Origin of the sequence: uncultured Desulfovibrio sp., assembly GCF_910584445.1 — a bacterium.
Lineage (GTDB): Bacteria > Desulfobacterota > Desulfovibrionia > Desulfovibrionales > Desulfovibrionaceae > Desulfovibrio.
In genome coordinates this window covers 44,025-65,381 of record NZ_CAJUBO010000014.1, presented here as the reverse complement: position 1 = coordinate 65,381, position 21,357 = coordinate 44,025, and the positions used below count along the sequence as shown (strand labels likewise).

The window sequence follows — 21,357 nt, the reverse complement described above, 5'->3', positions numbered from 1 at the left end:
AATTTCAAAGAACGAGGTGAAGCCATGGATGACTATCTGAAGGAAGCGCTCGAAATCGCGCGTGCCCAGGCTGGCGTGCGCATCATGAGTGAAGAGGAAATTACCGCCTATATCCAGAAGCTGACTGCCGGCATCCGCGCCATTGCGGAGGATGCCGTTCCTGACGAGATGGATTGCGCGGAAATGGCCCAGGAAGCGCGCAAATCCATCAAGGAAAAATCCGTCACCTGCCTTGAATGCGGCAAGAGCTTCAAGATCCTCACCCGGCGCCATCTGGCGAGCCACGGACTCGATAGCGCCGCCTACCGCGAAAAATGGGGCCTCAAGAAAGATACGCCTCTTGTGTGCAAGTCGCTCCAGCGCGAACGCCGCAAGAAGATGAAAGACATGAAACTGTGGGAAAAGCGCCGCAAGGCCAACTAGCAGGGATGTGAGGCCGCCATTGGGCGGCCTTTTTCCCGGTGCGGCCGCCGAGCCTTTGCTGTTTTTCGGCGGCCGCTCACGCGCTCACGCCTTCCCTCCATACTGGACTCTCATGGACCTGCTCCCCGCCGCCACCGCGGAGGAAGCTCTTGCGCTTCTCTCCCTGCCGGATGCGGAACTCCTTTCCCGCGCCGCCTGCCTCCGCCATGCGGCCACAGGCCGCTCGGTGAGCCTCTGCGCCATCATCAATATCCGCAGCGGGCATTGCGGCATGGATTGCAGCTTTTGCGCGCAGAGCCGCCACGATCCGGCGCCGCAGCGGGGGTTTCCGCTTCTGGCGGATGCCGTCCTGCGGGAGCGCATCCTTGCCCTTGCCGCAACGCCGGTGCAGCGCATCGGCCTTGTGGCAAGCGGCGCAGCCTTGGATGGCGAAGACTTCGAGCGTGTCCTGCGCCTTGTGGCGGGATTGCCCGCCCCTGTCCGCGGCCGGCTCTGCGCGTCCTTCGGGCGTCTTGACGCCCGGCGCATGCAACGGCTCGTGCAGGCGGGCATTGTCCGCTACCATCATAACCTTGAAACGTCGGAACGCTGGTATCCGCGCGTCTGCACCACGCAACGCTGGGAACAGCGCCGGGATACGGCGCGCCGGGCGCTGGCCGCGGGGTTGAGCCTCTGCTGCGGCGGCATTTTCGGCCTGGGCGAGACCTGGGAGGAGCGCATCAGTCTGGCCTTTGCCCTGCGGGACCTCGGCGTGGCGCATGTGCCATTGAATTTTCTCCACCCGCAGCCGGGAACCCCCCTGGCGAAACGTGTCCCGCTTGCTCCGGAGGAGGCCTTGCGGATCATTGCCGTTTTTCGGCATGTGCTTCCCGAGGCCGCCCTGCGCGTTTGCGGGGGGCGTCCGCTGGTGCTGGGCGCGCGGCAGGGCGAAATATTCGCCGCAGGCGCGAATGCGCTCATGACAGGCGATTATCTGACCACCAGGGGAGAGTCCCTGCACAACGACCTTGCCCTGATCTTTGCCCATGGCATGGAGCCTGATACCGATGCCGCGCGCTGATGCCGGTTGCACCCTTCGCGCCGTTGCCGTGGCCGGAACGGGCACGGATGTGGGCAAGACTGTTGTCACATCTGCCCTGTTGCGCGCTCTGCGGGGGCTTGGTGTGGCGGCTCAGGCGGTCAAGCCGGTCCAGACCGGGGTCTCCGCCGCGGGAGGCGTCCGGGACGGAGGAACCGGCGGCATGCCCCGCAGGGGAGACGCAGGAACCTATGCCTCGGCTGTGGCCGATATGGCGGGCGCCTCATCCGTGCCGCCGGCAGCGGCATTGCGGACCTTTGCCCTCGCCGCATCACCGCATTTTGCGGCTGCCGCCGAGGGTGTTTGCCTGAATGCCGCGGGGCTTGCCGAAGACATCCGCGGGCATTGGGCGCGACTGTCGCCGCCCGCGGAACTCCTGCTTCTGGAAACAGCGGGGGGCCTTCTGGCGCCGCTCAATGCGCGCGAGACGATGCTCGACCTTATGGCCTTCCTGGGGGCGCCGGTCATCCTGGTCGCTCGCAACGAACTGGGCGCGCTCAACCATGCCCTGCTTTCCCTTGCGGCGCTGCGCCGGCGGGGCCTTGCGCTGGCGGCCCTGGCGCTTGTGGAGCCGCCGCGTGAGGTGCGCGAGGCATCAGGGCCGGCCATCCTGGAAGAGAATATCCGCTACCTGCGCGAACGGCTGCGCGCGGACTGGCCGGGCGCCGTCATGTGCTGTCTGCCGCATGTGGAAACACTGGGACCGGAAGGCTGGAGCCTGCTTGCGGAACAGCTTTTGCCGCTCGCGCATTCCCTGCGCGGAAAGCCGGCGCCGGGCTTTCCCGATACGTCGGATGACCTCGAGGGCCGCGACCATGCCGCGCTCTGGCATCCCTACGCTTCGGCAACGCGCCTGCCGCCGCTGGAAACGGCGTCCCGCAGCCATGATAACCGCATCGTCTTGGCCGATGGGCGGGAACTGGTGGATGGTATGTCCTCCTGGTGGGCGGCGGTGCACGGCTACAACCACCCGCGCCTGCTCGCGGCCCTGCGCGCCCAGAGCGGCCGTATGCCCCATGTGATGTTCGGCGGCCTTACCCATGCGCCGGCGGTCACGCTGGGGGAGCGGCTGCTTGCCGCCATGCCGGCGGGGCTGGAACGGCTCTTCTTTGCGGATTCAGGCTCCGTCGCGGTGGAGGTCGCGCTCAAGATGGCCCTCCAGTGCCAGCAGGGACGGGGGGAACGGCGGCGCACCCGCTTTCTGGCGCCCCGCGGCGGCTACCATGGGGACACCCTGGGGGCCATGTCCGTATGCGATCCGGTCACCGGGATGCACAGCCTGTTTGCCGGGCTGCTTCCGGAACAGCTTTTCATGGAACGGCCCGCCTGCCGTTTCGATGCGCCGTTTGCCGCCGCCTCGCTTGAGGATGCGCGTCGTATCCTCGCCGAGCGCGGCGACGAGGTCGCGGCCGTGATCCTGGAACCTGTGGTGCAGGGCGCGGGCGGCATGTGGTTTTACCATCCCGACTATTTGCGCGGGCTTGCGGAACTGTGCCGCAGGGCGGGCGCGCTGCTGATCCTTGATGAGATCGCCACGGGATTTGGCCGTACAGGCCGGTTTTTTGCCGCCGAATGGGCTGATGTCCGTCCGGATATCCTCTGTTGCGGCAAGGCGCTGACCGGCGGCGTGCTCTCCCTGGCCGCCACGGCCTGTACCGCGGCCGTGGCCGGGGATATCTGCCGGGATGGCCGCGTTTTCATGCACGGCCCGACCTTCATGGGCAATCCGCTGGCATGCGCCGTGGCGGGCGCCTCGCTGGACATTCTGGAGGAAAACCGCTGGCAGGCGCAGGTGGAGCAGCTCGAGAGGCTGCTTGCCCGGGGGCTTGAGCCGTGCCGCCGGTTTTCGGATGTCGCCGATGTGCGCGTTCTGGGCGCCATAGGCGTGGTGGAGATGAAGGCGCCGGTCAACGGCGCGGCCCTGCAACGCTTTTTTGTGGAACGCGGTGTCTGGATACGCCCCTTTGGCAGACTCATCTATCTGATGCCGCCCTACATCACCCCGGCCGAGGATGTGGCACGGCTCTGCGATGCGGTGTTCCGCGCGCTGGAAGCGGACGCCTGGCGCCTTCCGGTCTGATGCGGACCTGCCGCGCCCCGGCGGTCAGGATTTTTGGCCGTCATCGACTTCCGGCGGCTTCCGCGTCGGCATGAGTCCCGGGTTGAGTCCCCTGTAGATGAGCCGTGTGGCGGACTCATCGGCAAGCTCGGCCACATCCATGAGCTTTTCCAGCAATTCCAGGAGATAGTGGCGGTCGTTCTCGCAACCGTCCTGAAAATCCTTTTCCAGCTGGCCGGAGCGGATATAGGTCTCCAGCGATTCCAGGTCCTGGATGTTCAGCATGTTCCGCTGCTCCTTGTGTTCGGGGAAGGACAGCACCGTTCGGCAAGCCCGGCGGCCATGCGTTCCACAATGGCGATCTCCGCGCGGGTGATGCTCCTGAAGTGGATGCCCGCGCTGACGCTCACCGCGCAGTCGAAGGCCTCGGCAAGACGGCGCGCCACCAGACCCGCGAGGGCGCCTTCCCGATGTCCGGGACGTTGGCAGACCTGCGTGGCTTCACCGGGCGCGGCAAGGGCGGTGGCTCCCACATGGGATTCGCCGCCACACAGAAAGGCATGCAGATCAGGCCCCTGGCGGAACAGGCTGAGCCGCAGCTCCAGACGGCCCTCACGGGCATGGAATTCCCCGCACGGCGCAGAAGGGGGCGGCATCTCTTTCATGAGCGAAGTGTACCGGAAACGGCCTGCGACGCAAGGCCCCGTGGCCGCTCCGCGGGCGAGCCTTGCCATGCGGCGCGGATCGTGCTTGCATGCGTCTGCCGGATGATCCACAGCACCAGGGAGGGATGCATATGAGAGAGATTCCTGCGGCAGCCATCACCGCCGCTGTGGCGGAACTGGCCGTGAACGCCTGCTGCCGTCTGCCGGACGATGTGCGCGCCGCCATCTGCCGGGCCAGGGACACGGAGCCTTCGCCTGTTGGGCGCGGCATCCTGGAGCAACTGGAGGAAAACGCCGCCATCGCCGCCGCGGAGACCATCCCCCTCTGTCAGGACACGGGCCTGGCCGTCATCTTTGCCGACATCGGGCAGGATGTCCACATCGTGGGCGGCGATTTTACCGAGGCGGTCAACGCCGGAGTGCGCCGGGGATATGCGGAGGGGTATCTGCGGAAGTCCTCGGTGGCGGAACCGCTCTTTGAGCGCAGGAATACCGGTGACAACACGCCCGCCGTCATCCATGTCCGCATCGTGCCCGGTGACGGGATACGTCTCAGGCTCGCACCCAAGGGCGCCGGTTCCGAGAACAAGAGCGTGCTGCAAATGCTCGTGCCCGCCGACGGCATGGAAGGCGTGCGCGCCGTGGTCCTGGGGGCCGTGGAGGCGGCTGGTCCCAGTTCCTGCCCGCCCATGGTGGTGGGGGTGGGCATTGGCGGCACCATGGAGCTGGCCTGCCTTCTTGCCAAGCGCGCCGCCGCGCGCGACCTTGGCAGCCGCAATGCCGATGCGCGCTATGCGGCTCTGGAGCGGGAGCTTCTGGAAATGCTCAACAAAACCGGCATCGGGCCTCAGGGGCTTGGCGGGTCCACCACGGCCCTGGCCGTCCATGTGGAATGGGCGCCGACCCATATCGCCTCTCTGCCGGTGGCGGTCAATATCAACTGTCATGCCGCGCGTCATGCGGAAGCGCTTTTGTAGAGCGTTTTCGCAAGGAACATGCGTAAACGCTCCCGCTGTCGCCAGAGCGGCTTGGATGCTTTCATTGCCAAACCGCTCTGAATAGCGGCAGCGAAACCTGAGGAGAATGTTTTGGGGGGTTCCATGTCCGCTCCACAGCCCCGGCGCATTCGTGCGCCTTTTGATGATGCCACGGCCCGCAGCCTGCGGGCGGGCGAGCGCGTGCTCATTTCCGGCGTGCTTCTGGCCGCGCGTGATGCCGCGCACAAACGTCTGGTCGCGCTGCTGGAAGCGGGAGCGCCCCTGCCCGTGGATCTGGACGGCCAGGTCGTCTATTATGTGGGACCATCCCCGGCCAGACCGGGGCGGGTCATCGGCTCGGCGGGTCCTACAACGGCGGGCCGCATGGATGCTTATACTCCCCGCCTGCTGGATGCCGGACTCAGGGGGATGATCGGCAAAGGCTACCGTTCGCCGCGGGTGGTCGATGCCATGGTGGCGCATGGCGCGCCCTATCTTGCCGCCATCGGGGGGGCGGGCGCGCTCATAGCCCGCAGCATCAGAAGCTATACGGTGCTCGCCTGGCCGGAACTGGGTCCGGAAGCGCTTGCCGCCATGGAAGTGGAAGATTTTCCCGCCATTGTGGTCATCGACAGTATGGGCAACGATCAATACGCCCTGGGGCAGCGGCCCTATCGCAGGCTTTGAGGCGGCCCGACCGCTATGCGGCGAGAGCTTGCCGCCGCCGCGCGACGACCAGCCACGCCGCAAGGCACAGCCCTGAAACCGCGGCGGAAATGCAGCCCACGGCCATGATGGCGCTAGGCCAGAACGCCAGGCTCGCCAGCAGCATGGAAACGGCGCCAAAAAACAGGCCGGTGCAGTTGATGAGCGATGCGACGATGCCATTGTCTCCCTGAATGCTCTCCATCATCAGCACTGTTGCGGGGGCGCGCATGGCGCTGCCGCAAAAACTGATGGGCGCGAACAGCAGGGCAAAGGCCCACGGGCCGTTCGCTCCCCAGAGCATGACGCCAATGCCTACCAGGCACATGACCAGCAGATGCCCCGTCAGGACGCTGTTGCGGTTCCAATGCCGGAAAACGCTGATATGCAGAAAGGGACCAAGCAGGGAGCAGAAGGCATTGAGCGCGAAGAACAGGCTGTAGTGCTGGGCGGAAACATGGAAGGTATTCTGAAAGATGAAGGCTGAGACAGCCAGGTAGGACATGAACGGCATGGACATTGCCGAAAAGATGAGTAGAGGGAAGAGAAAATTTTTGTTGGCAACGGCATGGCCCATGCGCCTGAAGGTTGCCGACAGGGAACGCGCGTTGCGGCGGGAGCTGGTTTCCTTCAGGCAGAGGGCGCCGAGCAGCGCCAGTGTGCCGCAGGCGGCAAGGCAGAGGAAAATGCCGCGCCAGTCGGTCACGAGCAAAAGCCAGCCGCCCAGCACCGGGGCGGTGAGCGGGGCGATGATGACCGTGGCCTGCATGACGGCCACGACATTTTCCATGGAACCGCCGCGCAACACGTCCTTGACAACGGCCAGCGACATGGCGCAGGCGGCGCCGCTGCCCAGGGCCTGGATGCCGCGCCAGACAAGAAAGACCTCAATGGAGCGCGTCAGGCACAGGGCCATGCTGGCGACGATGTAGAGCGCAGACCCCGCCACGAGGACCGGCTTGCGGCCATATCTGTCGCTGACGGGACCCCAGAAGAGCATGGAAACGGCAAAAAGCAGAATGAAGGCGCTGATGGTGGCGCTTGCCAGTTCGTTGGTGGTGGCGAATGTCCGGGCGATGGAAGGCAGCGCCGGCAGGTACATGTCCGTTGAAATGGGGGCAAAGGCGCTCAGGAAGGACAGATAGAGGATGAGGAAACGGTTTCCCGGGAAAAAAAGACGGCGGCTTTTCATCGCGGCAGCTTAAATCCGAATGTTCGCGAGGGCAACTGTCTGTGGTCCCGGCATCCGGCGACGCTCCGTTACATGACCGACAAAGATCGCCCAGTGACGCGACCGAAGGCGGCGCGAAGCGCGGCGTACGCAAATGGACAGCGGCTCAGGGCTGTTCCTGACGGATGACTGTGGCATTGCACAAGCTGCCATCCCAAGCCGGCAGCCGCATCAATAGGTCCAGACCCTAGAAAAGCTCTCTCCGGAAGGGATGGGTGGAATGGCGGTCTCTGACCAGGAACCAGCCTGTGAACCAGCCGGCGAGGGAAAAGGCAAAACCGGCGAAGAAGGGGGGGATGATGCTCGCCGTTTCCCAGAAAAGCGGCAGCACGCCGAGGCTCTTGTGCGCCATGAGATACCAGAACATGCAGACCGAAAAGCCCGCCACGCAACTCATCCAGGCGGCCACGGGGCAACGTTTGCCGAAGCGTACCAGGGCCACATAAGGCACCAGCACGGTGGCTCCCACGATGCTCCAGCTGGTGGTGCAGAGCAGGGCGATGAGCTGGCCCTTGATCTGGGCGCAGCCGCCGGAAAGGAGGACGCAGAAGATGATGCCCGCAAGCCACGCGCCACGCGAAGCCTTGCGGCCCGGAAGATCCTCCGCCAGGGCCGAGACCGCGATGTGAAAGATGGCCGTGGCCGTGGAGAGCGAAGCCGAGACAATAGCTAGGACAAAGAGCTGGAGTCCGGCATTGGGCAGGAGCATGCGGACGAGCATGGGCATGACTTCGTCCGGTGAAGTGACGGCCGGCAGGATGAGCCGCGAAAGCGACGCGGCAAAGTAGGCGCCGCCCACGAGCAGGGTCAGCACGAGCATGGCGAGCGGCGTGATGCGGTCCACCTGCCGCGCCGAAGCCAGGGCGAAATGGCGCTGGATCATCTGCGGCTGCGCCCATACGGCAACGGACGTCACGATGACGAGTGAAATGATGAACCAGCCCTGTTCTCCGGCGGAAAGGGCAACGAAGCCATTGTTGACGGCATCCGTGGGCGGAAGGGCCGCGAGCTTTTCAATGCCCGCCGAGGGGCCGCCCACAGCCGCGAAGACCGCGCCCACGAGCATGCAGATCCCCACGAGCATGACAAAGCCCTGCATGGCTTCCGTATAGAGCACGCCCCGCAGGCCGCCCACAAAGACCGCGAACCCCACCAGGAGGGCCACCGTCCAGATGAGTATCCACACCGGCACCGGGATGATCTGCGCCAGGAGCAGGGCTGCCCCCTTGATGACCGCCGAGGCATAGACGCCGAGAAAGACGGCGAACAGCACAGCCAGCGCCTTGCCGAGCAACGGGCTTTCATGCCCCCTGGCGATGAGCTGGGTGGGCGTGCGGGCGCCCAGCGCCCGCTGGCAGACGCGCGTGGGCCATGCCAGAAAACGATAGACCATCCAGGTGCCGAGCCAGACGTTGCCGGCGGCCACCAGAAGCATCTGCAGGCCATAGGCGTAGGCCAGGCCGCCGAATCCCACCAGGGCCACCGCGGAAATATAGGTAGCCACATAGGCGAACGCCTGAATGCCGAAGCCGACCCGACCGGCGGTGAGGGCGTCATGGCCGCGTCCCTTGCGCGCAAGCCAGATGAACAGCGCGATATAGGCCGCCCATATGAAGATATTGAACAGCATCAGTTACGACCGCCCCGGTGTTTGCGGGCCAGAGCCACAAGGTTGGCGAGGGCCAGCACCAGCGCTCCCGCAAGGGAGAGCACAGCGGTCCTGACAGCCATGTCGGTGAGCATGAGCACCTTGAAAAAATCCATGCAGTCTCCTGAAAGCGGCAGCTCCCCGTGCCGCGCCCCTGCCGGGCGCCATCGCGGGGGGCGCCAGGTCAATGGGGCGCCGTCTCGTGCCGGACCCCGCCATGCGGGCGCGTGTTCCGGAGGGAACGGGAAACGAAGGCAAGCGTTTCCTCATAGAGCGCCGGCGGCGCATATGGCGTGAGCACGCGCGTGCGATTGGCGCCCACCAGCAGCGAAATGACCACCTGGGCCGTGTCGTCGGCATCAAGCGCCACGAGGCTGCCATCCTCCACGCCGCGGACGAGCAGCCCGGCCAGGAGTTCATGGATCCTGGCAAAGCGTGAATCCATGAGATCCCGGTCCGTCTTGGTCTTCATGTCGCTGTAGGGGGAGCAGCGCACCAGCACGAGCCAGTTGGAGTCCGGATCCACGGAAAACTCGAGATAGGCGCGGCAAAAGCGCATGACCGCGTCATAGCCCGTGGCCGCGCCGCTGATGGCCGCCGTGAGGTGGGCGAGAAAGTGCTCCAGCACGTCCAGGCCCGAGGCAAGGAACAGTTTTTCCTTGTTGCCGTAATGGTGCGTCAGGAGGCCCAGTGCCACGCCCGCCCGGTCGGAGATCTTTTTGAAGGTGGTTTCCGCATAGCCATACTCCCCAAAAAGCTCCTTGGCGGCGCGGAGGAGGGCGGCTTTCTTGTTTCCGTTCCTGTTCATGACGGTTCCTGCCCCGGCTCAGTTGCCGCGCGTTTTCCGGCAGGGGTTCTGGCGGAAGGCGTGCTGGGCGTAACAGCCAAGGCGCTCCAGGCGCCTGTCCACGAGGTCATAGAGGCTCCCGGGCGTGAAGCGGCCGTTGGCGCGCCGCCTGCCCGCCGCGAGTCCGCTCAGGAGCGTGAGCGCCTCTTCCATGCGTCGCACGGGATAGATGGCGAAACGCCCGGACTCGACGGCATCGAGCACTTCCGGGGAAAGCATGAGATGGTCCACATTGTCATGGGGAATGATGACCCCCTGGGAGCCTGTGAGACCATGGCGCGCGCAGACCTTGAAAAAGCCCTCGATTTTGCGGGTGGTGCCCCCGACGGCCATGATCTGCCCGGAATGGCTCACCGCGCCGGTGAAGGCGAGATCGAGACGCATGGGGACATCGGCCAGGGCGGAAAGCAGGGCGGCCAGCTCCGCGCCGGAGGCGGAATCGCCCTCGATGCCGGCGTAGCTCTGCTCGAAATAGAGGGAGGCCGAGAGCATGAGCGGCTTGGTGCGGGCAAAAAGATCCGTCAGGTAGCTCTTGAGGATCATCATGGCCTTGGTATGGATGGGTCCGCCAAGGTCAGCCTCGCGCTCCAGGTCGATGATGCCGTCCTGTCCCACGCCCACGGTGCAGGAAATGCGGTGCGGCAGGCCAAATTCGTAATTGCCGTGCCAGGTCACGGAAAGCCCGTTCACCTGGCCCACCGCCGTGCCCGAGGTTTCCACCTTGATGATCTCGCGGTCGTACTCCTCCATGAAGATCTCTTCTTCAAGATTGGCGCGGTAGGTACGGGCGGCGTAGGCATCCTCGAGCGTGGCGGCATTCACGCGCGGCAGGCCGCGCAGTTCCGCCAGGGCCGCGGACTCGATCATCAGCTCGCGCAGCAGGGGAAAACGGAGCGAGAGCCGGCGCTGGTCCTCGCAGAGATGCGAACCCAGGTCCACGAGCCATGCCAGGGCGTCGCGCTCGAAGGGCGGAAGCTGCGCCTCGGCGGCGATGCGCGCGATGTGACCGAGATAGGCGCGCACATTGGGCGCGGTGCGGTCCGCCACATCGGTCATGTGGGCCTTGATGCGGAAAAGCTTGGCAAAGCGCTCATCCGCCATCAGCAGGTTCTCGTACAACTCCTCGCCGCCGATGAGTACGACCTTGAGATCGAGTCCAAGGGGTTCCGGGAGGATGCCCTTGGTGCGTATGGCGGTTTCGGGGACCTCCCCGCCATCCTCGATGCGGGCCTGGTTGGCGCGCAGGGCGCGCAGCAACCCCTCCCATGCGCCGGGATGCTGGAGGATGTCCTCCATGTGCAGGACGAGAAAGCCCCCGTTGGCCTTGTGCAGACTGCCGGCCCGGATGAGGGTGAAGTCGGTGACAAGGGCGCCCATTTCGGACTCGCGTTCCACGCAGCCGAGAAGATTGAGCGCCGTGGGATTGTCCTCCACCACGATGGGCGCCCCGGCGAGGTCGCCGTTGTCCACGAAGAGATTGACTTCGTAGCGGTAGAAACAGTCATCGGCAGGGGGCTGCCCGTGGGCCTCCGGCTGGCCCGAAGTGGTTTCCCGCGGGAGGAATGCCTCGGTATTGCGCAGGATATCCTCGCGCAGACCGCTGAAATAGGCCTTCATGGCCTCTGTGGGACAGGCCTTGAGCATGCGCTCGCGCGCGGGCGTGAGCTGCGCGTCCAGCACCTGATCCATGGCCTGAAGCTCCAGCTCGCGCTCGTCATTGCGGAAGGATTCCTCGGCCTTGTTCATCTGGCGCAGAAAGCCCGCCATCTTTCCGGCAAGGCTGTCGCCGCGCCGCTTGAGGTCGAGGCGCAGGGCATTGTCCAGGCGCCCGTATTCCTCTTCGCTCAGGCGTTTGCCCTTGACCAGCGGAAAGAGCGTCAGGCCGCCGTTTTCATCCACATCGAGGTTGAAGCCCTTGAGCGCGGCCACATCGTTCATCTTGTGGATGAGCCCCATGCGGACTTTCTGGAAGCGCTCCATGAGCCGCGCGCGCTGGCGCACATAGGCGGAGGTCTCGAAGCGGCGCGTCAGCTCGCGGCCGATGGCGTCCATCATATCTTTCAGGCAGTTCTTGAACTTTTTTCCCTGTCCCGCGGGCAGGGAAAGCAGGCGCGGTCTGTCGGGGTCCGCAAAGTTCTGGACATAGACGAGATCCGGAGGCGTGGCGCCCCGGCGCGCGCGCGGGCGCAGATAATTGAGCAGCATGTAGCTGCGGCCCAGATCCGCCTCGCCGGAAAGATAGACGTTGTAGCCGGTGGCCCGGATCTGGAGCGCGAGGTCCAGGGCCTGCATGGCCCGCGGCTGGAAGGGATTGGCGCGGCCCGTGCCCGCGCGTGACGCGGGAATGGCCGAACTGTCCTCCCAGGGGATGCGGGCGGGGTCAAAGGTGGCGTGGAGGCGTGACGCCGGAAGCGGAGCAATATGTGCCATGTTGAGTATTAAAGTTTTGGATAAAGTTTTTCCAGGATGGCCCTGCCGCCGCCGTCCAGAAGCTCGACCGCCAGCGCCTGCCCGATCTGTCGGGCGTCGATGGCGCTGCCGCTCCTGCTGCCGCGCAGGATGACGCTGCCGTCCACTTCAGCCACAAGGCCGTCCAGGACGAGCGTTTCCTCATCCGCGAGGCGCGCATGCGCGGCGATGGGGACCTGGCAACCGCCGTCCAGTCCGGCGAGGAAGCCGCGTTCGGCATCCACGCAGACGCGCGTATCCCGGTCCTCCAGGCTGGCAAGAAGCACAAGGAGGTCGTAATCGTCCTCCCGGCATTCAATGCCAAGCGCGCCCTGGCCCACCGCGGGCATGAAGCGTTGCGGGTCAAGGGGCAGCATGTGGGGCGCGCGCAGGCCGAGACGCTGCAAGCCCGCCGTGGCAAGGATGATGGCGTCGTATATGCCGTCTTCGAGTTTGCGCAGGCGCGTGTCCACATTGCCGCGCAGGCTGGAAACGCGCAGGTCCGGCCGCAAGGCCAGCAACTGGGCCTGGCGGCGCAGGCTGCTCGTGCCCACATGGGCGCCTTCGGGCAGGGCGTCCAGATCCGGGTACTGGCGGGAGAGCAGACAGTCCGTGGGGGATTCGCGCGGGGGCACACAGCCGAGGAGGAGCCTTTCCGGCAGCTCCATGGGAACATCCTTGATGCTGTGCACCGCCAGGTCCGCCCGGCCGTCCAGCAGCGCCTCTTCGATCTCCTTGACGAAAAGGCCCTTGCCGCCCACCTTCGCCAGCGGCACGTCAAGAATGACGTCGCCGCGCGTCTTGATGACATTGAGGGAAATGGCGAGGCCGGGATCAAGCTCTTCCAGCAGATGCTTGACGTGTGCCGCCTGCCAGAGTGCCAGTCTGCTGCCGCGCGTGGCGATGACAAGGTGCTTGCGCATGCGTGCCGCCCTGGCGGCCATGCCGCCGACGCCGGAGGTCAGACCGGCCTGAATGGTTACGGAAAGGGGGACCGGAGCCTTCTGAAGGCAGGGTGCTCTGCCGGCCGCGCGGTCGTGCCCTGCCCTTTGGCCCTGGAAAACGTCAAAATCGTCTAGTGGCCGCAGCTCGCGCAGTTGCCTCCGGAACACCCGGCACAGCCGCCGCCGGCGGCCGGAGCGGACGCCTCGCCGGACATGCCGGCGTTGCCCCGGCACCGGGCGCAGCGCGACATGAGCTTGTGCGTTTCCGTTGCGCCGCAATAGGGGCAGGCCGGGAGTTCCTCCCCGAAAACCAGTTCCTCGAAGTCACGGCCGCATTTCTCGCAGCCATATTCGTAAATGGGCATGTTCAGTCCTTTGCCTTGCGCCGCGCCTCCAGATGGGAGGTCAGCGCCGCCGCGTTCTCGAAAAGGTAATGATCCGCCAACTGGCAGAAAAGATGCCCGGCGGCGATATGCAGTTCCTGCACCAGGGGCGTGCCCGCCGGGGGCGTTGCCAGAAGGATGCGGCAGAGTCCGCGCATCCTGCCGCCGCCGTGGCCCGAAAGCCCCACCGTGAACACCCCGGCCCGGGCCGCCGCCTCCAGCGCGCGGATGACGTTGGGGCTGTTGCCTGAAGTGGAAAGGGCCACAAGCAGGTCGCCGGGGCGCCCCAGCGCCTCCACCTGGCGGGAGAAGACTTCCTCATAGCCCATGTCGTTGCCGATGGCCGTGAGGGCGGAGGTGTCCGTCGTCAGGGCGATGGCGGGCAGCGCCGGACGATCCATGAGGAATCGGTTGACGAATTCGGCCGCAAGGTGCTGGGCGTCCGCAGCACTGCCCCCGTTGCCGCAGAAAAGGAGCTTGCCGCCCCCGGCGATGGCCGCGGCGGCTTCCATTGCTGCCTGGCGCAGAGCCTCGGCCTGCAGGCGGAAGAACTCCTCGCGCAGACGCGCGCCCTCGGCTGCATGCCGGGCGATGATTTCCAGTGCGGCATCGGTCATCACGGTTTTCCGTTTGTAGGTGGGTCCGGGGCATCCCTGAGGGACCGGCCATATGTATGCCAAAGCGCGCGCGCTGACAAGAGCGGGGGCCAGGGGCGCCCGCGGGCTTGCGGTCAGGCCCCTGATGACGTAATCAAGCCGCATGCGCAGTATCGAGACGCCCGATGTCCTTGTGGTCTGCAAGGCGCGCCATGCCAGGGCGCATGCCCTTGGCCGCGAGGTGCTCGCCTGGCTTGCGGGCCGGGGGCTTGACGCGCGCCTGTGCGAGGCGGGCGCGGAGTGCGCCTCCGCGGAAAGCGCGGACGTGGCGCGCCCTCCACGGTGTGTCATCGTTCTCGGCGGGGATGGCACCATCCTCGGCGTGGCGCGCCGCTTCGCGTTCAGCGGCGTGCCGCTCTTCGGCATCAATTTCGGGCGCGTGGGCTTTCTCACCAATGCCGAACCCTGCAACTGGCGGCAACGTCTGGAGACCGCGCTCGCGCCGGAAACGCCCGGGCGCAGCTGCCTTGCCCTGCGCTGGCGGATCTTGCGTTCCGAAAGGACCCTGGCGGAAGGCGTTGCCGTCAATGACGTGGTGGTGGGCAGGGGGGCGCTCGCCCGGCTCACAGGCATCCATGTCGTTCTGGACGGGTGCGACATGGGCATCCTGCGCTGCGACGGACTGCTCTGCTGCACACCTGTGGGCAGTTCCGGCTACAGCGCTTCGGCGGGAGGGCCTATCCTGCATCCCGGCATGGACGCCGTAGGCCTGACGCCCATCTGTCCGTATCCCGGTTCCGCGTCGCCGCTGGTGCTGCCGGGCGGGGTGGTCTGCCGTCTGGGCGTCGCCGCTTCCACAGAGGCCTGGCTTACGGTGGACGGCCAGGAAGGGCAGATGCTCGAGGGCGGTGACGAGGTGGTGTTGTCCGGCGTGCCGGACGGTGTGCGTTTTCTTGGCGGCGCGCGGTTTTTTGAGCGATTGCGCGTGCGGGGCTTTGCCCTGGATGCCGAAGATGGCGGGGAAGGGCGGCCCAAGTGCCGCGCCGGCGTCCCGCCGGTGCCGGGCGCCCGGGGGGCGCGCCGCGAGGGGGAATGATCCATGGGTGCGTATGAGGCGGTCATCGGCCTTGAAGTGCATGTCCAGCTTGCCACGGATTCCAAGCTGTTCTGTTCCTGTCCGACAAAATTCGGGCAGCCGCCCAATACCAATGTGTGCGAGGTCTGCGCCGGAATGCCCGGCGCCCTCCCTTCGCCCAACCGGCGCGCCATCCGCTATGCGGCCACGGTGGGCCTGGCCGTCAACTGCGCCATCAACCGCCGCTCGCGCTTTGACCGGAAGAATTATTTTTATCCCGATCTGCCCGCAGGATACCAGATATCCCAGTTCGAACTCCCCATCTGCGAGCATGGCTGGCTTGATGTGGAGGCCGACGGCGCGACCCGGCGCATCGGCATCACGCGCATCCACATGGAAAACGATGCCGGCAAGAACATCCACGCTCCGGCCGAGAACGCCAGTTACGTTGACCTCAACCGCGCGGGCACCCCGCTGGTGGAGATCGTCTCCGAGCCGGACATGCGCTCGGCGGCGGAAGCCGTGGCCTATCTGCGGGCGCTGCACGGCATTGTCACCTATCTTGGCGTGAGCGACGGCAATATGGAGGAGGGGAGCTTCCGCTGCGATGCCAATGTCTCCATCCGTCCGCGCGGACAGGCCGAACTGGGGACGCGCACCGAGCTTAAAAACCTGAATTCTTTCCGTAACGTGCAGCGGGCCATCGAGTTCGAGATCGCGCGTCAGGAAGACATCCTCGAGGATGGCGGCGCCGTGGTGCAGGAGACGCGCCTGTATGACGCGGTGAAAAACGTCACGCTCGCCATGCGCGGCAAGGAGGAGGCGCAGGATTACCGTTACTTCCCCGATCCCGATCTTCTGCCTGTGGTCATCAGCGAAGAGGAGCTGGCCGCCTGGACGGCGGCGCTGCCCGAGCTGCCGCGCGAGCGTGCGCGCCGGTTCATGGACATGACCGGGCTGCCGGCGGCTGATGTTGAAGCGCTGGTGCAGAACCGGGGCCTGGCCGACTTTTTCGAGACTGCCGCCGCGGAGGCCGAGCCGCGCAAGGTGGCGGCCCTCATCCTGGGTCCGCTGTTGCGCGAGTGCCATGCGCGGGAGCTTCCGCTTTCGCCCGACAAGTGCCCGGATGTGTGGAAAATGACGCCCAAGGCGCTGGGAACGCTGGCGCGCGTTATTGACGAGGGGCTTATCAGCGCCAAGATCGCCGGCGATATTTTCGGCGATCTGTTCACGAGCGGCGCCATGCCCGATGTCTATGTGCGGGAAAAGGGCCTCGGGCAGATCTCCGACGCGGGCGCGCTGGAGGCGGCGGTGGACGGGGTCATCGCCGCCAACCCCGCCGAGGTGGAGTCCTACCGGGGCGGCAAGACCAAGCTCATGAGCTTTTTTGTGGGCCAGGTCATGCGCGCCACCAGGGGCAAGGCCAACCCGGCGCTGGTCAACGAACTGCTGGCCCGAAAGCTCGCCTGAGCGGGGGCAGCCCTCAAACGCTGAGGTTGAGTCCGGAGAGCAGGGAGAGATTGCCCCCGGAGTACGCGCCGAAATAGGAGTTGGCGCTGCCGGAATCGGCCCACCATGAGGCCATGGATTCGATCTGGATGCGCTTGCGCATCTCCGAGGGCGCAAGCTGCATGGCCTTGCGGGCGTCGTCAATGCCGGAGAGCGTTTCTATCTGGCGGTATTTTTTGACGATATCCGGGTTTTCATCAAAGAAGCGCTGCACCTTGTCGCGGTCGGGATGGTCGCTGACCACCGTGAGGCTGCCATCGTCACCGATCTGGATGGAGAAACTGATATTGGGGTCCACGCCCAGCCCGTTCAGCCCTGTGGCGAGCTTTTTGCCCGTGTCGCCGTTCTCGTCCAGCACCGCCTGAATGTCCTTGAGTTCGCCGTTATTGACGGTGATCCGCACGCCGCCTTCCGCGTTCAGGCGCAGGCTCACGGCCGAGGTGTCCACATCCTTTTTTTTCAGTTCTTCCTTGACGGCGTCGGCCAGCGCGGGGTTTTCCTTCAGCCACTGGTCGATGGAAGCGGCGTCCGCATGGTCGCCCCTGACCGCGAGATTTCCCGCGTCATCGAAACCCAGTTCAAGGGGACCCGTGAGCGTGATGCCCAGGCTGTCGAGTCCGGCGCGAAGATCCTTCGTCAGGTCCGCGGCGCCGTCCAGCGCCGCCTGGATGCTGTCGCCCGCGCTGTTGACGACGCTCATCCTGCCGGAAGCGCTCAGGCGGAACTCCACGGGCGTTGCGTCATCCACCCCCGCCTCCCGAAGGGCGGCCCGCACTTCGTTGCCGAGCGCCGGATTGGCGTCCAGCCATGCCTGGGCGGTTTTCCGGTCCTGCGCGTCCGCGCCGATGGCCGAGAGCTTGCCGTCCTTGTCCAGAGAAAACGTGAGCTGGGAGAGGTCGCTGATGCCCGTCTGGGCAAGCCCGTTTTTGACCGCCTCGCTGAACTCGCTCTGGAGCTGCTCGCGGTACCGCGAGATCTGGCTGAAGGTGACGCGGCTGTTGCCCGTGACCCCCATGGCGTCCATGGCGTATTTCGTCAGCTCCACCATGCTTGAAAGCTGGTTCGTCATGGAAGTGCCGCCGAAAAGCGAACTCAGGCTGTCGGCTGCGGAACTTCTGGCCGTTTCCGAACCTGTGCTTTTCAGCTGCTGGCCCTGCCACTGGAACAGGACGTCACGGTAATTGCTGATGCCGGAAATGCTCATGGCCGCTCCAGGCAGTTTTTGCCGCCGAAGTGCCGGAGTGACCGGAAATATGGCGTCCGGCGGCTGAAGTGAAGGATCGCTCCCAAAGTTATGCAGGTATCGTGCCAGATTTCCCTTCCGGGAAGCGGGAACGCCCCCCTGATGGACAGCCCCGCGGAAATAGGCTACATCCGACACATGCCTGAGTGTCCCCCTGCGCCGGAGATCGTGGAATTTGACGATCCCGCGCTCGCCAACCTGCTGTTCGGGCCGCGCAACGCGCATCTCGACCTGCTGGCCGCCGCCAGCGGCGCGCGTATTACGAGCCGCGGAGCAAGCGTCCTTGTGGAAAGCGACGATCCCGATGTGCGGCGCGATCTCTGTCAGGTCTTTGTCCAGCTGTACGCGCTCCTGCGCGGCGGACTCGTCCTGGGCGGGCAGGACGTGGCGCGCGCCTATGCCATGGTGCGGAACGATCCCGGCCTGAACCTCGGCGCCGTCTTCCGCGATGCGGTCTTTGTGAGCACGCCGCGCAAGAGCGTGACGGCGCGCAATGTGGCGCAGAAAGCCTATCTTGAGGCCTTGCGCGCCAATGAGCTTGTTTTTGCCGTGGGTCCGGCCGGCACGGGCAAGACCTATCTGGCCGTTGCCATGGCGCTATCCATGCTCCAGCGCCACCGCGTCAAGCGCATCGTGCTGACGCGTCCGGCGGTGGAGGCGGGCGAACGGCTCGGCTTTCTCCCCGGCGATCTGGCGGAAAAGGTGAATCCCTATCTCAGGCCGCTCTACGACGCGCTCTATGACATGACGCCGCAACCCAAGGTGGCCGCCATGCTGGAGAGCGGCGTCATCGAGATCGCGCCGCTCGCCTTCATGCGCGGCCGCACCCTCAACGATGCCTTCATCATCCTGGACGAGGCGCAGAACACCACCCGCGAGCAGATGAAGATGTTCCTCACCCGCATGGGCTTCGGCTCCCGGATGGTGGTCACAGGCGACGCGACCCAGATCGACCTTCCGGCCCAGCCGGGCGCGGACAGGCCACGTTCGGGCCTGATCCACGCCCTGGGCCTGCTGCGTGATGTCCCCGGGCTTGCCATCCATCGGTTCACCAAGGCCGATGTGGTGCGTCATCCTTTAGTCGGAGCCATTGTCAGCGCATATGACGACGCAGAAAAAGCCGGCGCGCCCGTCTAGCACCCTGGCGCTCTTCCGCGCGCTCAAGGCGCGCCACCATTGCGGTTGGGGCATATGGGCCCTTGTGGGGAGCCTGCTCTTTCTTTCCCTGCTGGCGGGCGCCAATTTCGAGACCGCGCAACGCCTCTATGTGGCGGGGCAGGTGGCGGAAAGCGATGTCATCGCCGACAGGGACCTGCTCGTGGAGGACAGCCAGGCCAGCAAGGCGCGGCGCAAGCAGGTCCTGTCGCTCCAGCCGCCGGTCTATGATCTGAGCATCGAGCCATATACGCAGTTCCAGGGCCGTATCCTGGAGATCCTCCGGGCGCTCAATAGCGGCCCGGAGCACAGGAATTCTCCGGAACTTCAGCGCCTTGCCGAAGAAGTGACCCCCGCTGTCGCGGACGAGGTGCTTCCCGAACTGTCGCGGCGCGAGGTGCAGACCTATCTTCTGAAAAAGCTGCTGCCCCAGATCCGCGAACAACTCGCGGAAGGGCTGGTGTGGGATATCCGCGCGGCCCGCGTGGGGCGTTCGGGCATCATCCTCCGCAATCTGGACGCCAATACCGAGACCCTGCGCCCCGACGTGCGCGCCCTGCCGGACGTGCAGTCCTTCCTGGCCGAGGTCTCCGCGCAGCTGCGGGAGGTTCCTGAACTCAATCCCCAGTCGCGGCGGGCCATCAACATCCTGCTTTCCGCCACCATGCCCGCCTCGCTGACGCTCAACCGCGAGGCCACCCAGAAGCGCGGCGCCGATGTGGTCGCCTCGGTGGCTCCCGTTTATTACCAGATCCAGAAAGGGGAGCTTGTCCTGCGAAAAGGGGAGCGCGCGAGCCGCGAGCAGCAGATCAAGATGCAGGCCCTGTACACCTCCTCTGCCGATCCCATGCGCTGGGAAACGGCCGGGGGGGCGTTCCTGTGTTCCCTGCTGCTTTCCGTGGGCTTTTTCGTCGCCCCCAGCGGGCGCCCGGGCACACCGCTCCGGCGCAAGGACATGCTGCTCATCTCCCTGGTGCTCCTGCTCTTTGGCGTGGGGGCCAAATGTGTCTGGCTCCTGGGTCTGCGTCTCGACAGCCCGAGCCTGCTCAGCGCGTTTGCCATCGCCTTTCCCGTGGCCGGATCCGTGGGCCTTGTCGCCATGGTCTTCGCGGCGCGGCGCTACTGCACCATGGGGCTGCTCCTTTCCCTCTTCTGCATGCTCATGTTTCAGGAAGGATTTCCGCTGTTTCTCTATTACTTTCTCGGCGGCATGCTCGCCACCTGGCTGGTGACGAGCGCGCAGAGCCGCCAGGATGTGGTCTGGAGCGTCGTTCCGCTTTCGCTCGGCCTGCTGGCTGTCTGGGCCGGCATGGCGCTGCTCGCGCAAACGCCGCTCTTCCAGATGCCTGTCCAGATGATCGCCGTGCTGATCAGTTCCCTGCTTTCGCTCATCCTGCTCTTTGCCGTAAGCCCGGTGCTGGAAATCGCCTTTGGCTACAGCACCCGTTTCCGCCTCATGGAACTCATGAGCCTGGAGCAGCCCCTGATGCAGGAGATCATGGTGACCATCCCCGGCACCTACCACCACTCGCTGGTGGTCGCCAACATGGTGGAAGCCGGCGCCAAGGCCATTGGCGCCAACAGCCTGCTCTGCAAGGTGGCGGCCCTGTATCATGACGCGGGAAAGCTCACCTATCCCGACTACTTCATCGAAAACCAGTTCGGCGCGCCCAACAAGCATGACAAGCTGGCGCCGTCCATGAGCGCGCTTGTCCTGCTTTCGCACGTCAAAAAAGGTACGGAACTCGCCGAGCGCTACAATCTCGGCCTGGAAATTTGCGACATCATCCGCCAGCACCACGGCACGCGCCTGATGCGCTATTTTTACCAGAAGGCCGTGGACCTGGGGGAAAAGCCCCAGGAGTCCGACTTCAGCTATCCCGGCCCGCGCCCGCAGACCAAGGAGGCGGCCATCCTTATGCTCGCGGATTCCGTGGAGGCGAGCAGCCGCACGCTGACCGACCCCACGCCGGCCCGCATCAGGAGCCATATCGACGCCATCATCAAGGGGATCTTCGCCGAGGGCCAGCTTGACGAATCCGAACTGACCTTCAAGGACCTGCATTACCTGAGCGAGAATTTCCAGCGCATCCTCACGGGCATTTTCCATCAGCGTATCACGTATCCCGAGGCGCGGAAAACGCCGCAGGAAGCGGGCCGCAAGCCCGAAGCCCCCCATGAGGGGCGGCAGGGATCCTGCGGGGAACAGACGCATCCATCCGGCCTTCGCGAAACTCCGCAACCGCCGGGGTCCGCTTCCCCCTGCGCCGCACGCGAGGCGTCGCTGCCCGGGGAGAAGCCCATTGCGCTCTGAGGGGCGCCCGGACATGGCCGCCATTGGCGGCCCTGGATGCCCTGCGCCTGTTGCGGC

The 21,357-nt window shown here is 65.5% G+C and carries 20 protein-coding genes; 9 read left to right on the top strand and 11 right to left on the bottom strand.

Going from position 1 to position 21,357, the window contains the following annotated elements; genetic code table 11:
- The first annotated feature begins 24 nt into the window (after positions 1 to 24).
- The 3 genes from QZ294_RS07930 to bioA all read left to right on the top strand — a co-directional run bounded on the left by QZ294_RS07930 (position 25) and on the right by bioA (position 3,581).
- Positions 25 to 423 (top strand): MucR family transcriptional regulator, encoded by a 399-nt coding sequence (locus QZ294_RS07930; RefSeq protein WP_297048686.1) that lies wholly within the window; start codon positions 25 to 27, stop codon positions 421 to 423.
- 112 nt (positions 424 to 535) lie between these two features.
- Positions 536 to 1,483 carry a biotin synthase BioB gene (bioB, locus tag QZ294_RS07925; RefSeq protein WP_297048684.1) on the top strand — a complete coding sequence of 316 codons (948 nt, stop codon included), beginning with the start codon at positions 536 to 538 and terminating at the stop codon, positions 1,481 to 1,483.
- Positions 1,470 to 3,581, top strand: coding sequence for an adenosylmethionine--8-amino-7-oxononanoate transaminase (gene bioA / locus QZ294_RS07920; protein ID WP_297048682.1), 2,112 nt, complete (start codon positions 1,470 to 1,472; stop codon positions 3,579 to 3,581). The genes bioB and bioA overlap by 14 nt, the downstream gene beginning before the upstream one ends.
- A 24-nt stretch (positions 3,582 to 3,605) precedes the next feature.
- On the opposite strand, the gene QZ294_RS07915 is transcribed toward bioA, so the two are convergent.
- Complete coding sequence (locus QZ294_RS07915; RefSeq protein ID WP_297048680.1) at positions 3,606 to 3,845, bottom strand: hypothetical protein; 240 nt, start codon at positions 3,843 to 3,845, stop codon at positions 3,606 to 3,608.
- Positions 3,839 to 4,216, bottom strand: coding sequence for a hypothetical protein (locus QZ294_RS07910; protein WP_297048679.1), 378 nt, complete (start codon positions 4,214 to 4,216; stop codon positions 3,839 to 3,841). Before QZ294_RS07910 ends, QZ294_RS07915 begins: the two co-directional genes overlap by 7 nt.
- Before the next feature lie 140 nt (positions 4,217 to 4,356).
- On the opposite strand from QZ294_RS07910, the gene QZ294_RS07905 reads away from it, so the two are divergent.
- Both QZ294_RS07905 and QZ294_RS07900 read left to right on the top strand, forming a co-directional pair.
- Positions 4,357 to 5,202 (top strand): fumarate hydratase, encoded by an 846-nt coding sequence (locus QZ294_RS07905; RefSeq protein WP_297048677.1) that lies wholly within the window; start codon positions 4,357 to 4,359, stop codon positions 5,200 to 5,202.
- Positions 5,203 to 5,325: 123 nt separating this feature from the next.
- Positions 5,326 to 5,889, top strand: coding sequence for a Fe-S-containing hydro-lyase (locus QZ294_RS07900; protein WP_297048675.1), 564 nt, complete (start codon positions 5,326 to 5,328; stop codon positions 5,887 to 5,889).
- A gap of 13 nt (positions 5,890 to 5,902) precedes the next feature.
- Here the strand turns inward: QZ294_RS07900 and QZ294_RS07895 are convergent, their stop codons facing one another.
- From QZ294_RS07895 to QZ294_RS07860, 8 genes are all read right to left on the bottom strand, one after another.
- Positions 5,903 to 7,099, bottom strand: a complete 1,197-nt coding sequence (locus tag QZ294_RS07895; RefSeq protein WP_297048673.1) for a Bcr/CflA family efflux MFS transporter — start codon at positions 7,097 to 7,099, stop codon at positions 5,903 to 5,905.
- A gap of 226 nt (positions 7,100 to 7,325) precedes the next feature.
- Entirely contained in the window at positions 7,326 to 8,768 is a 1,443-nt protein-coding gene (locus tag QZ294_RS07890; RefSeq protein WP_297048671.1) for a sodium:solute symporter family protein, read from the bottom strand.
- The gene (locus QZ294_RS07885; RefSeq protein ID WP_297048668.1) at positions 8,768 to 8,902 is read right to left on the bottom strand and encodes a hypothetical protein; all 135 of its coding nucleotides are present in this window, start codon (positions 8,900 to 8,902) and stop codon (positions 8,768 to 8,770) included. The genes QZ294_RS07890 and QZ294_RS07885 overlap by 1 nt, the downstream gene beginning before the upstream one ends.
- A 68-nt stretch (positions 8,903 to 8,970) precedes the next feature.
- Entirely contained in the window at positions 8,971 to 9,594 is a 624-nt protein-coding gene (locus QZ294_RS07880; protein WP_297048666.1) for a TetR/AcrR family transcriptional regulator, read from the bottom strand.
- An 18-nt stretch (positions 9,595 to 9,612) separates the two neighbouring features.
- Complete coding sequence (locus tag QZ294_RS07875) at positions 9,613 to 12,063, bottom strand: AAA family ATPase (RefSeq protein WP_297048664.1); 2,451 nt, start codon at positions 12,061 to 12,063, stop codon at positions 9,613 to 9,615.
- Between the two features lie 8 nt (positions 12,064 to 12,071).
- On the bottom strand, positions 12,072 to 13,004 hold the full coding sequence (hemC, locus tag QZ294_RS07870; RefSeq protein ID WP_297048662.1) for a hydroxymethylbilane synthase: 933 nt from the start codon (positions 13,002 to 13,004) through the stop codon (positions 12,072 to 12,074).
- Between the two features lie 152 nt (positions 13,005 to 13,156).
- Positions 13,157 to 13,390, bottom strand: coding sequence for a zinc ribbon domain-containing protein (locus tag QZ294_RS07865; protein ID WP_297048660.1), 234 nt, complete (start codon positions 13,388 to 13,390; stop codon positions 13,157 to 13,159).
- A gap of 2 nt (positions 13,391 to 13,392) precedes the next feature.
- Positions 13,393 to 14,025: a D-sedoheptulose 7-phosphate isomerase gene (locus QZ294_RS07860; RefSeq protein ID WP_297048658.1), complete on the bottom strand. Its 633-nt coding sequence runs from the start codon at positions 14,023 to 14,025 to the stop codon at positions 13,393 to 13,395.
- A gap of 142 nt (positions 14,026 to 14,167) precedes the next feature.
- Between QZ294_RS07860 and QZ294_RS07855 the strand changes: the two genes are divergently transcribed.
- Positions 14,168 to 15,100: an NAD(+)/NADH kinase gene (locus QZ294_RS07855; RefSeq protein WP_297048656.1), complete on the top strand. Its 933-nt coding sequence runs from the start codon at positions 14,168 to 14,170 to the stop codon at positions 15,098 to 15,100.
- A gap of 3 nt (positions 15,101 to 15,103) precedes the next feature.
- Positions 15,104 to 16,549, top strand: a complete 1,446-nt coding sequence (gene gatB / locus QZ294_RS07850; RefSeq protein WP_297048654.1) for an Asp-tRNA(Asn)/Glu-tRNA(Gln) amidotransferase subunit GatB — start codon at positions 15,104 to 15,106, stop codon at positions 16,547 to 16,549.
- A 13-nt stretch (positions 16,550 to 16,562) separates the two neighbouring features.
- On the opposite strand, the gene QZ294_RS07845 is transcribed toward gatB, so the two are convergent.
- Positions 16,563 to 17,792, bottom strand: coding sequence for a hypothetical protein (locus QZ294_RS07845; RefSeq protein WP_297048652.1), 1,230 nt, complete (start codon positions 17,790 to 17,792; stop codon positions 16,563 to 16,565).
- Positions 17,793 to 17,969: 177 nt separating this feature from the next.
- Between QZ294_RS07845 and QZ294_RS07840 the strand changes: the two genes are divergently transcribed.
- Positions 17,970 to 18,968 carry a PhoH family protein gene (locus tag QZ294_RS07840; protein ID WP_297048650.1) on the top strand — a complete coding sequence of 333 codons (999 nt, stop codon included), beginning with the start codon at positions 17,970 to 17,972 and terminating at the stop codon, positions 18,966 to 18,968.
- Positions 18,934 to 21,300 (top strand): HDIG domain-containing metalloprotein, encoded by a 2,367-nt coding sequence (locus tag QZ294_RS07835; RefSeq protein WP_297048648.1) that lies wholly within the window; start codon positions 18,934 to 18,936, stop codon positions 21,298 to 21,300. Before QZ294_RS07840 ends, QZ294_RS07835 begins: the two co-directional genes overlap by 35 nt.
- Positions 21,301 to 21,357 lie beyond the last annotated feature (57 nt).

Coding starts and splice junctions, on each gene's coding strand:
- QZ294_RS07840 (WP_297048650.1), top strand. CDS start 17,970: ATGCCTGAGTGTCCCCCTGCGCCGGAGATCGTGGAATTTGACGATCCC.
- QZ294_RS07900 (WP_297048675.1), top strand. CDS start 5,326: ATGTCCGCTCCACAGCCCCGGCGCATTCGTGCGCCTTTTGATGATGCC.
- bioB (WP_297048684.1), top strand. CDS start 536: ATGGACCTGCTCCCCGCCGCCACCGCGGAGGAAGCTCTTGCGCTTCTC.
- QZ294_RS07910 (WP_297048679.1), bottom strand. CDS start 4,216: ATGCCGCCCCCTTCTGCGCCGTGCGGGGAATTCCATGCCCGTGAGGGC.
- QZ294_RS07895 (WP_297048673.1), bottom strand. CDS start 7,099: ATGAAAAGCCGCCGTCTTTTTTTCCCGGGAAACCGTTTCCTCATCCTC.
- QZ294_RS07860 (WP_297048658.1), bottom strand. CDS start 14,025: ATGACCGATGCCGCACTGGAAATCATCGCCCGGCATGCAGCCGAGGGC.
- QZ294_RS07880 (WP_297048666.1), bottom strand. CDS start 9,594: ATGAACAGGAACGGAAACAAGAAAGCCGCCCTCCTCCGCGCCGCCAAG.
- QZ294_RS07905 (WP_297048677.1), top strand. CDS start 4,357: ATGAGAGAGATTCCTGCGGCAGCCATCACCGCCGCTGTGGCGGAACTG.
- hemC (WP_297048662.1), bottom strand. CDS start 13,004: ATGCGCAAGCACCTTGTCATCGCCACGCGCGGCAGCAGACTGGCACTC.
- QZ294_RS07915 (WP_297048680.1), bottom strand. CDS start 3,845: ATGCTGAACATCCAGGACCTGGAATCGCTGGAGACCTATATCCGCTCC.
- QZ294_RS07890 (WP_297048671.1), bottom strand. CDS start 8,768: ATGCTGTTCAATATCTTCATATGGGCGGCCTATATCGCGCTGTTCATC.
- QZ294_RS07835 (WP_297048648.1), top strand. CDS start 18,934: ATGACGACGCAGAAAAAGCCGGCGCGCCCGTCTAGCACCCTGGCGCTC.
- bioA (WP_297048682.1), top strand. CDS start 1,470: ATGCCGCGCGCTGATGCCGGTTGCACCCTTCGCGCCGTTGCCGTGGCC.
- QZ294_RS07865 (WP_297048660.1), bottom strand. CDS start 13,390: ATGCCCATTTACGAATATGGCTGCGAGAAATGCGGCCGTGACTTCGAG.
- QZ294_RS07930 (WP_297048686.1), top strand. CDS start 25: ATGGATGACTATCTGAAGGAAGCGCTCGAAATCGCGCGTGCCCAGGCT.
- QZ294_RS07875 (WP_297048664.1), bottom strand. CDS start 12,063: ATGGCACATATTGCTCCGCTTCCGGCGTCACGCCTCCACGCCACCTTT.
- gatB (WP_297048654.1), top strand. CDS start 15,104: ATGGGTGCGTATGAGGCGGTCATCGGCCTTGAAGTGCATGTCCAGCTT.
- QZ294_RS07885 (WP_297048668.1), bottom strand. CDS start 8,902: ATGGATTTTTTCAAGGTGCTCATGCTCACCGACATGGCTGTCAGGACC.
- QZ294_RS07845 (WP_297048652.1), bottom strand. CDS start 17,792: ATGAGCATTTCCGGCATCAGCAATTACCGTGACGTCCTGTTCCAGTGG.
- QZ294_RS07855 (WP_297048656.1), top strand. CDS start 14,168: ATGCGCAGTATCGAGACGCCCGATGTCCTTGTGGTCTGCAAGGCGCGC.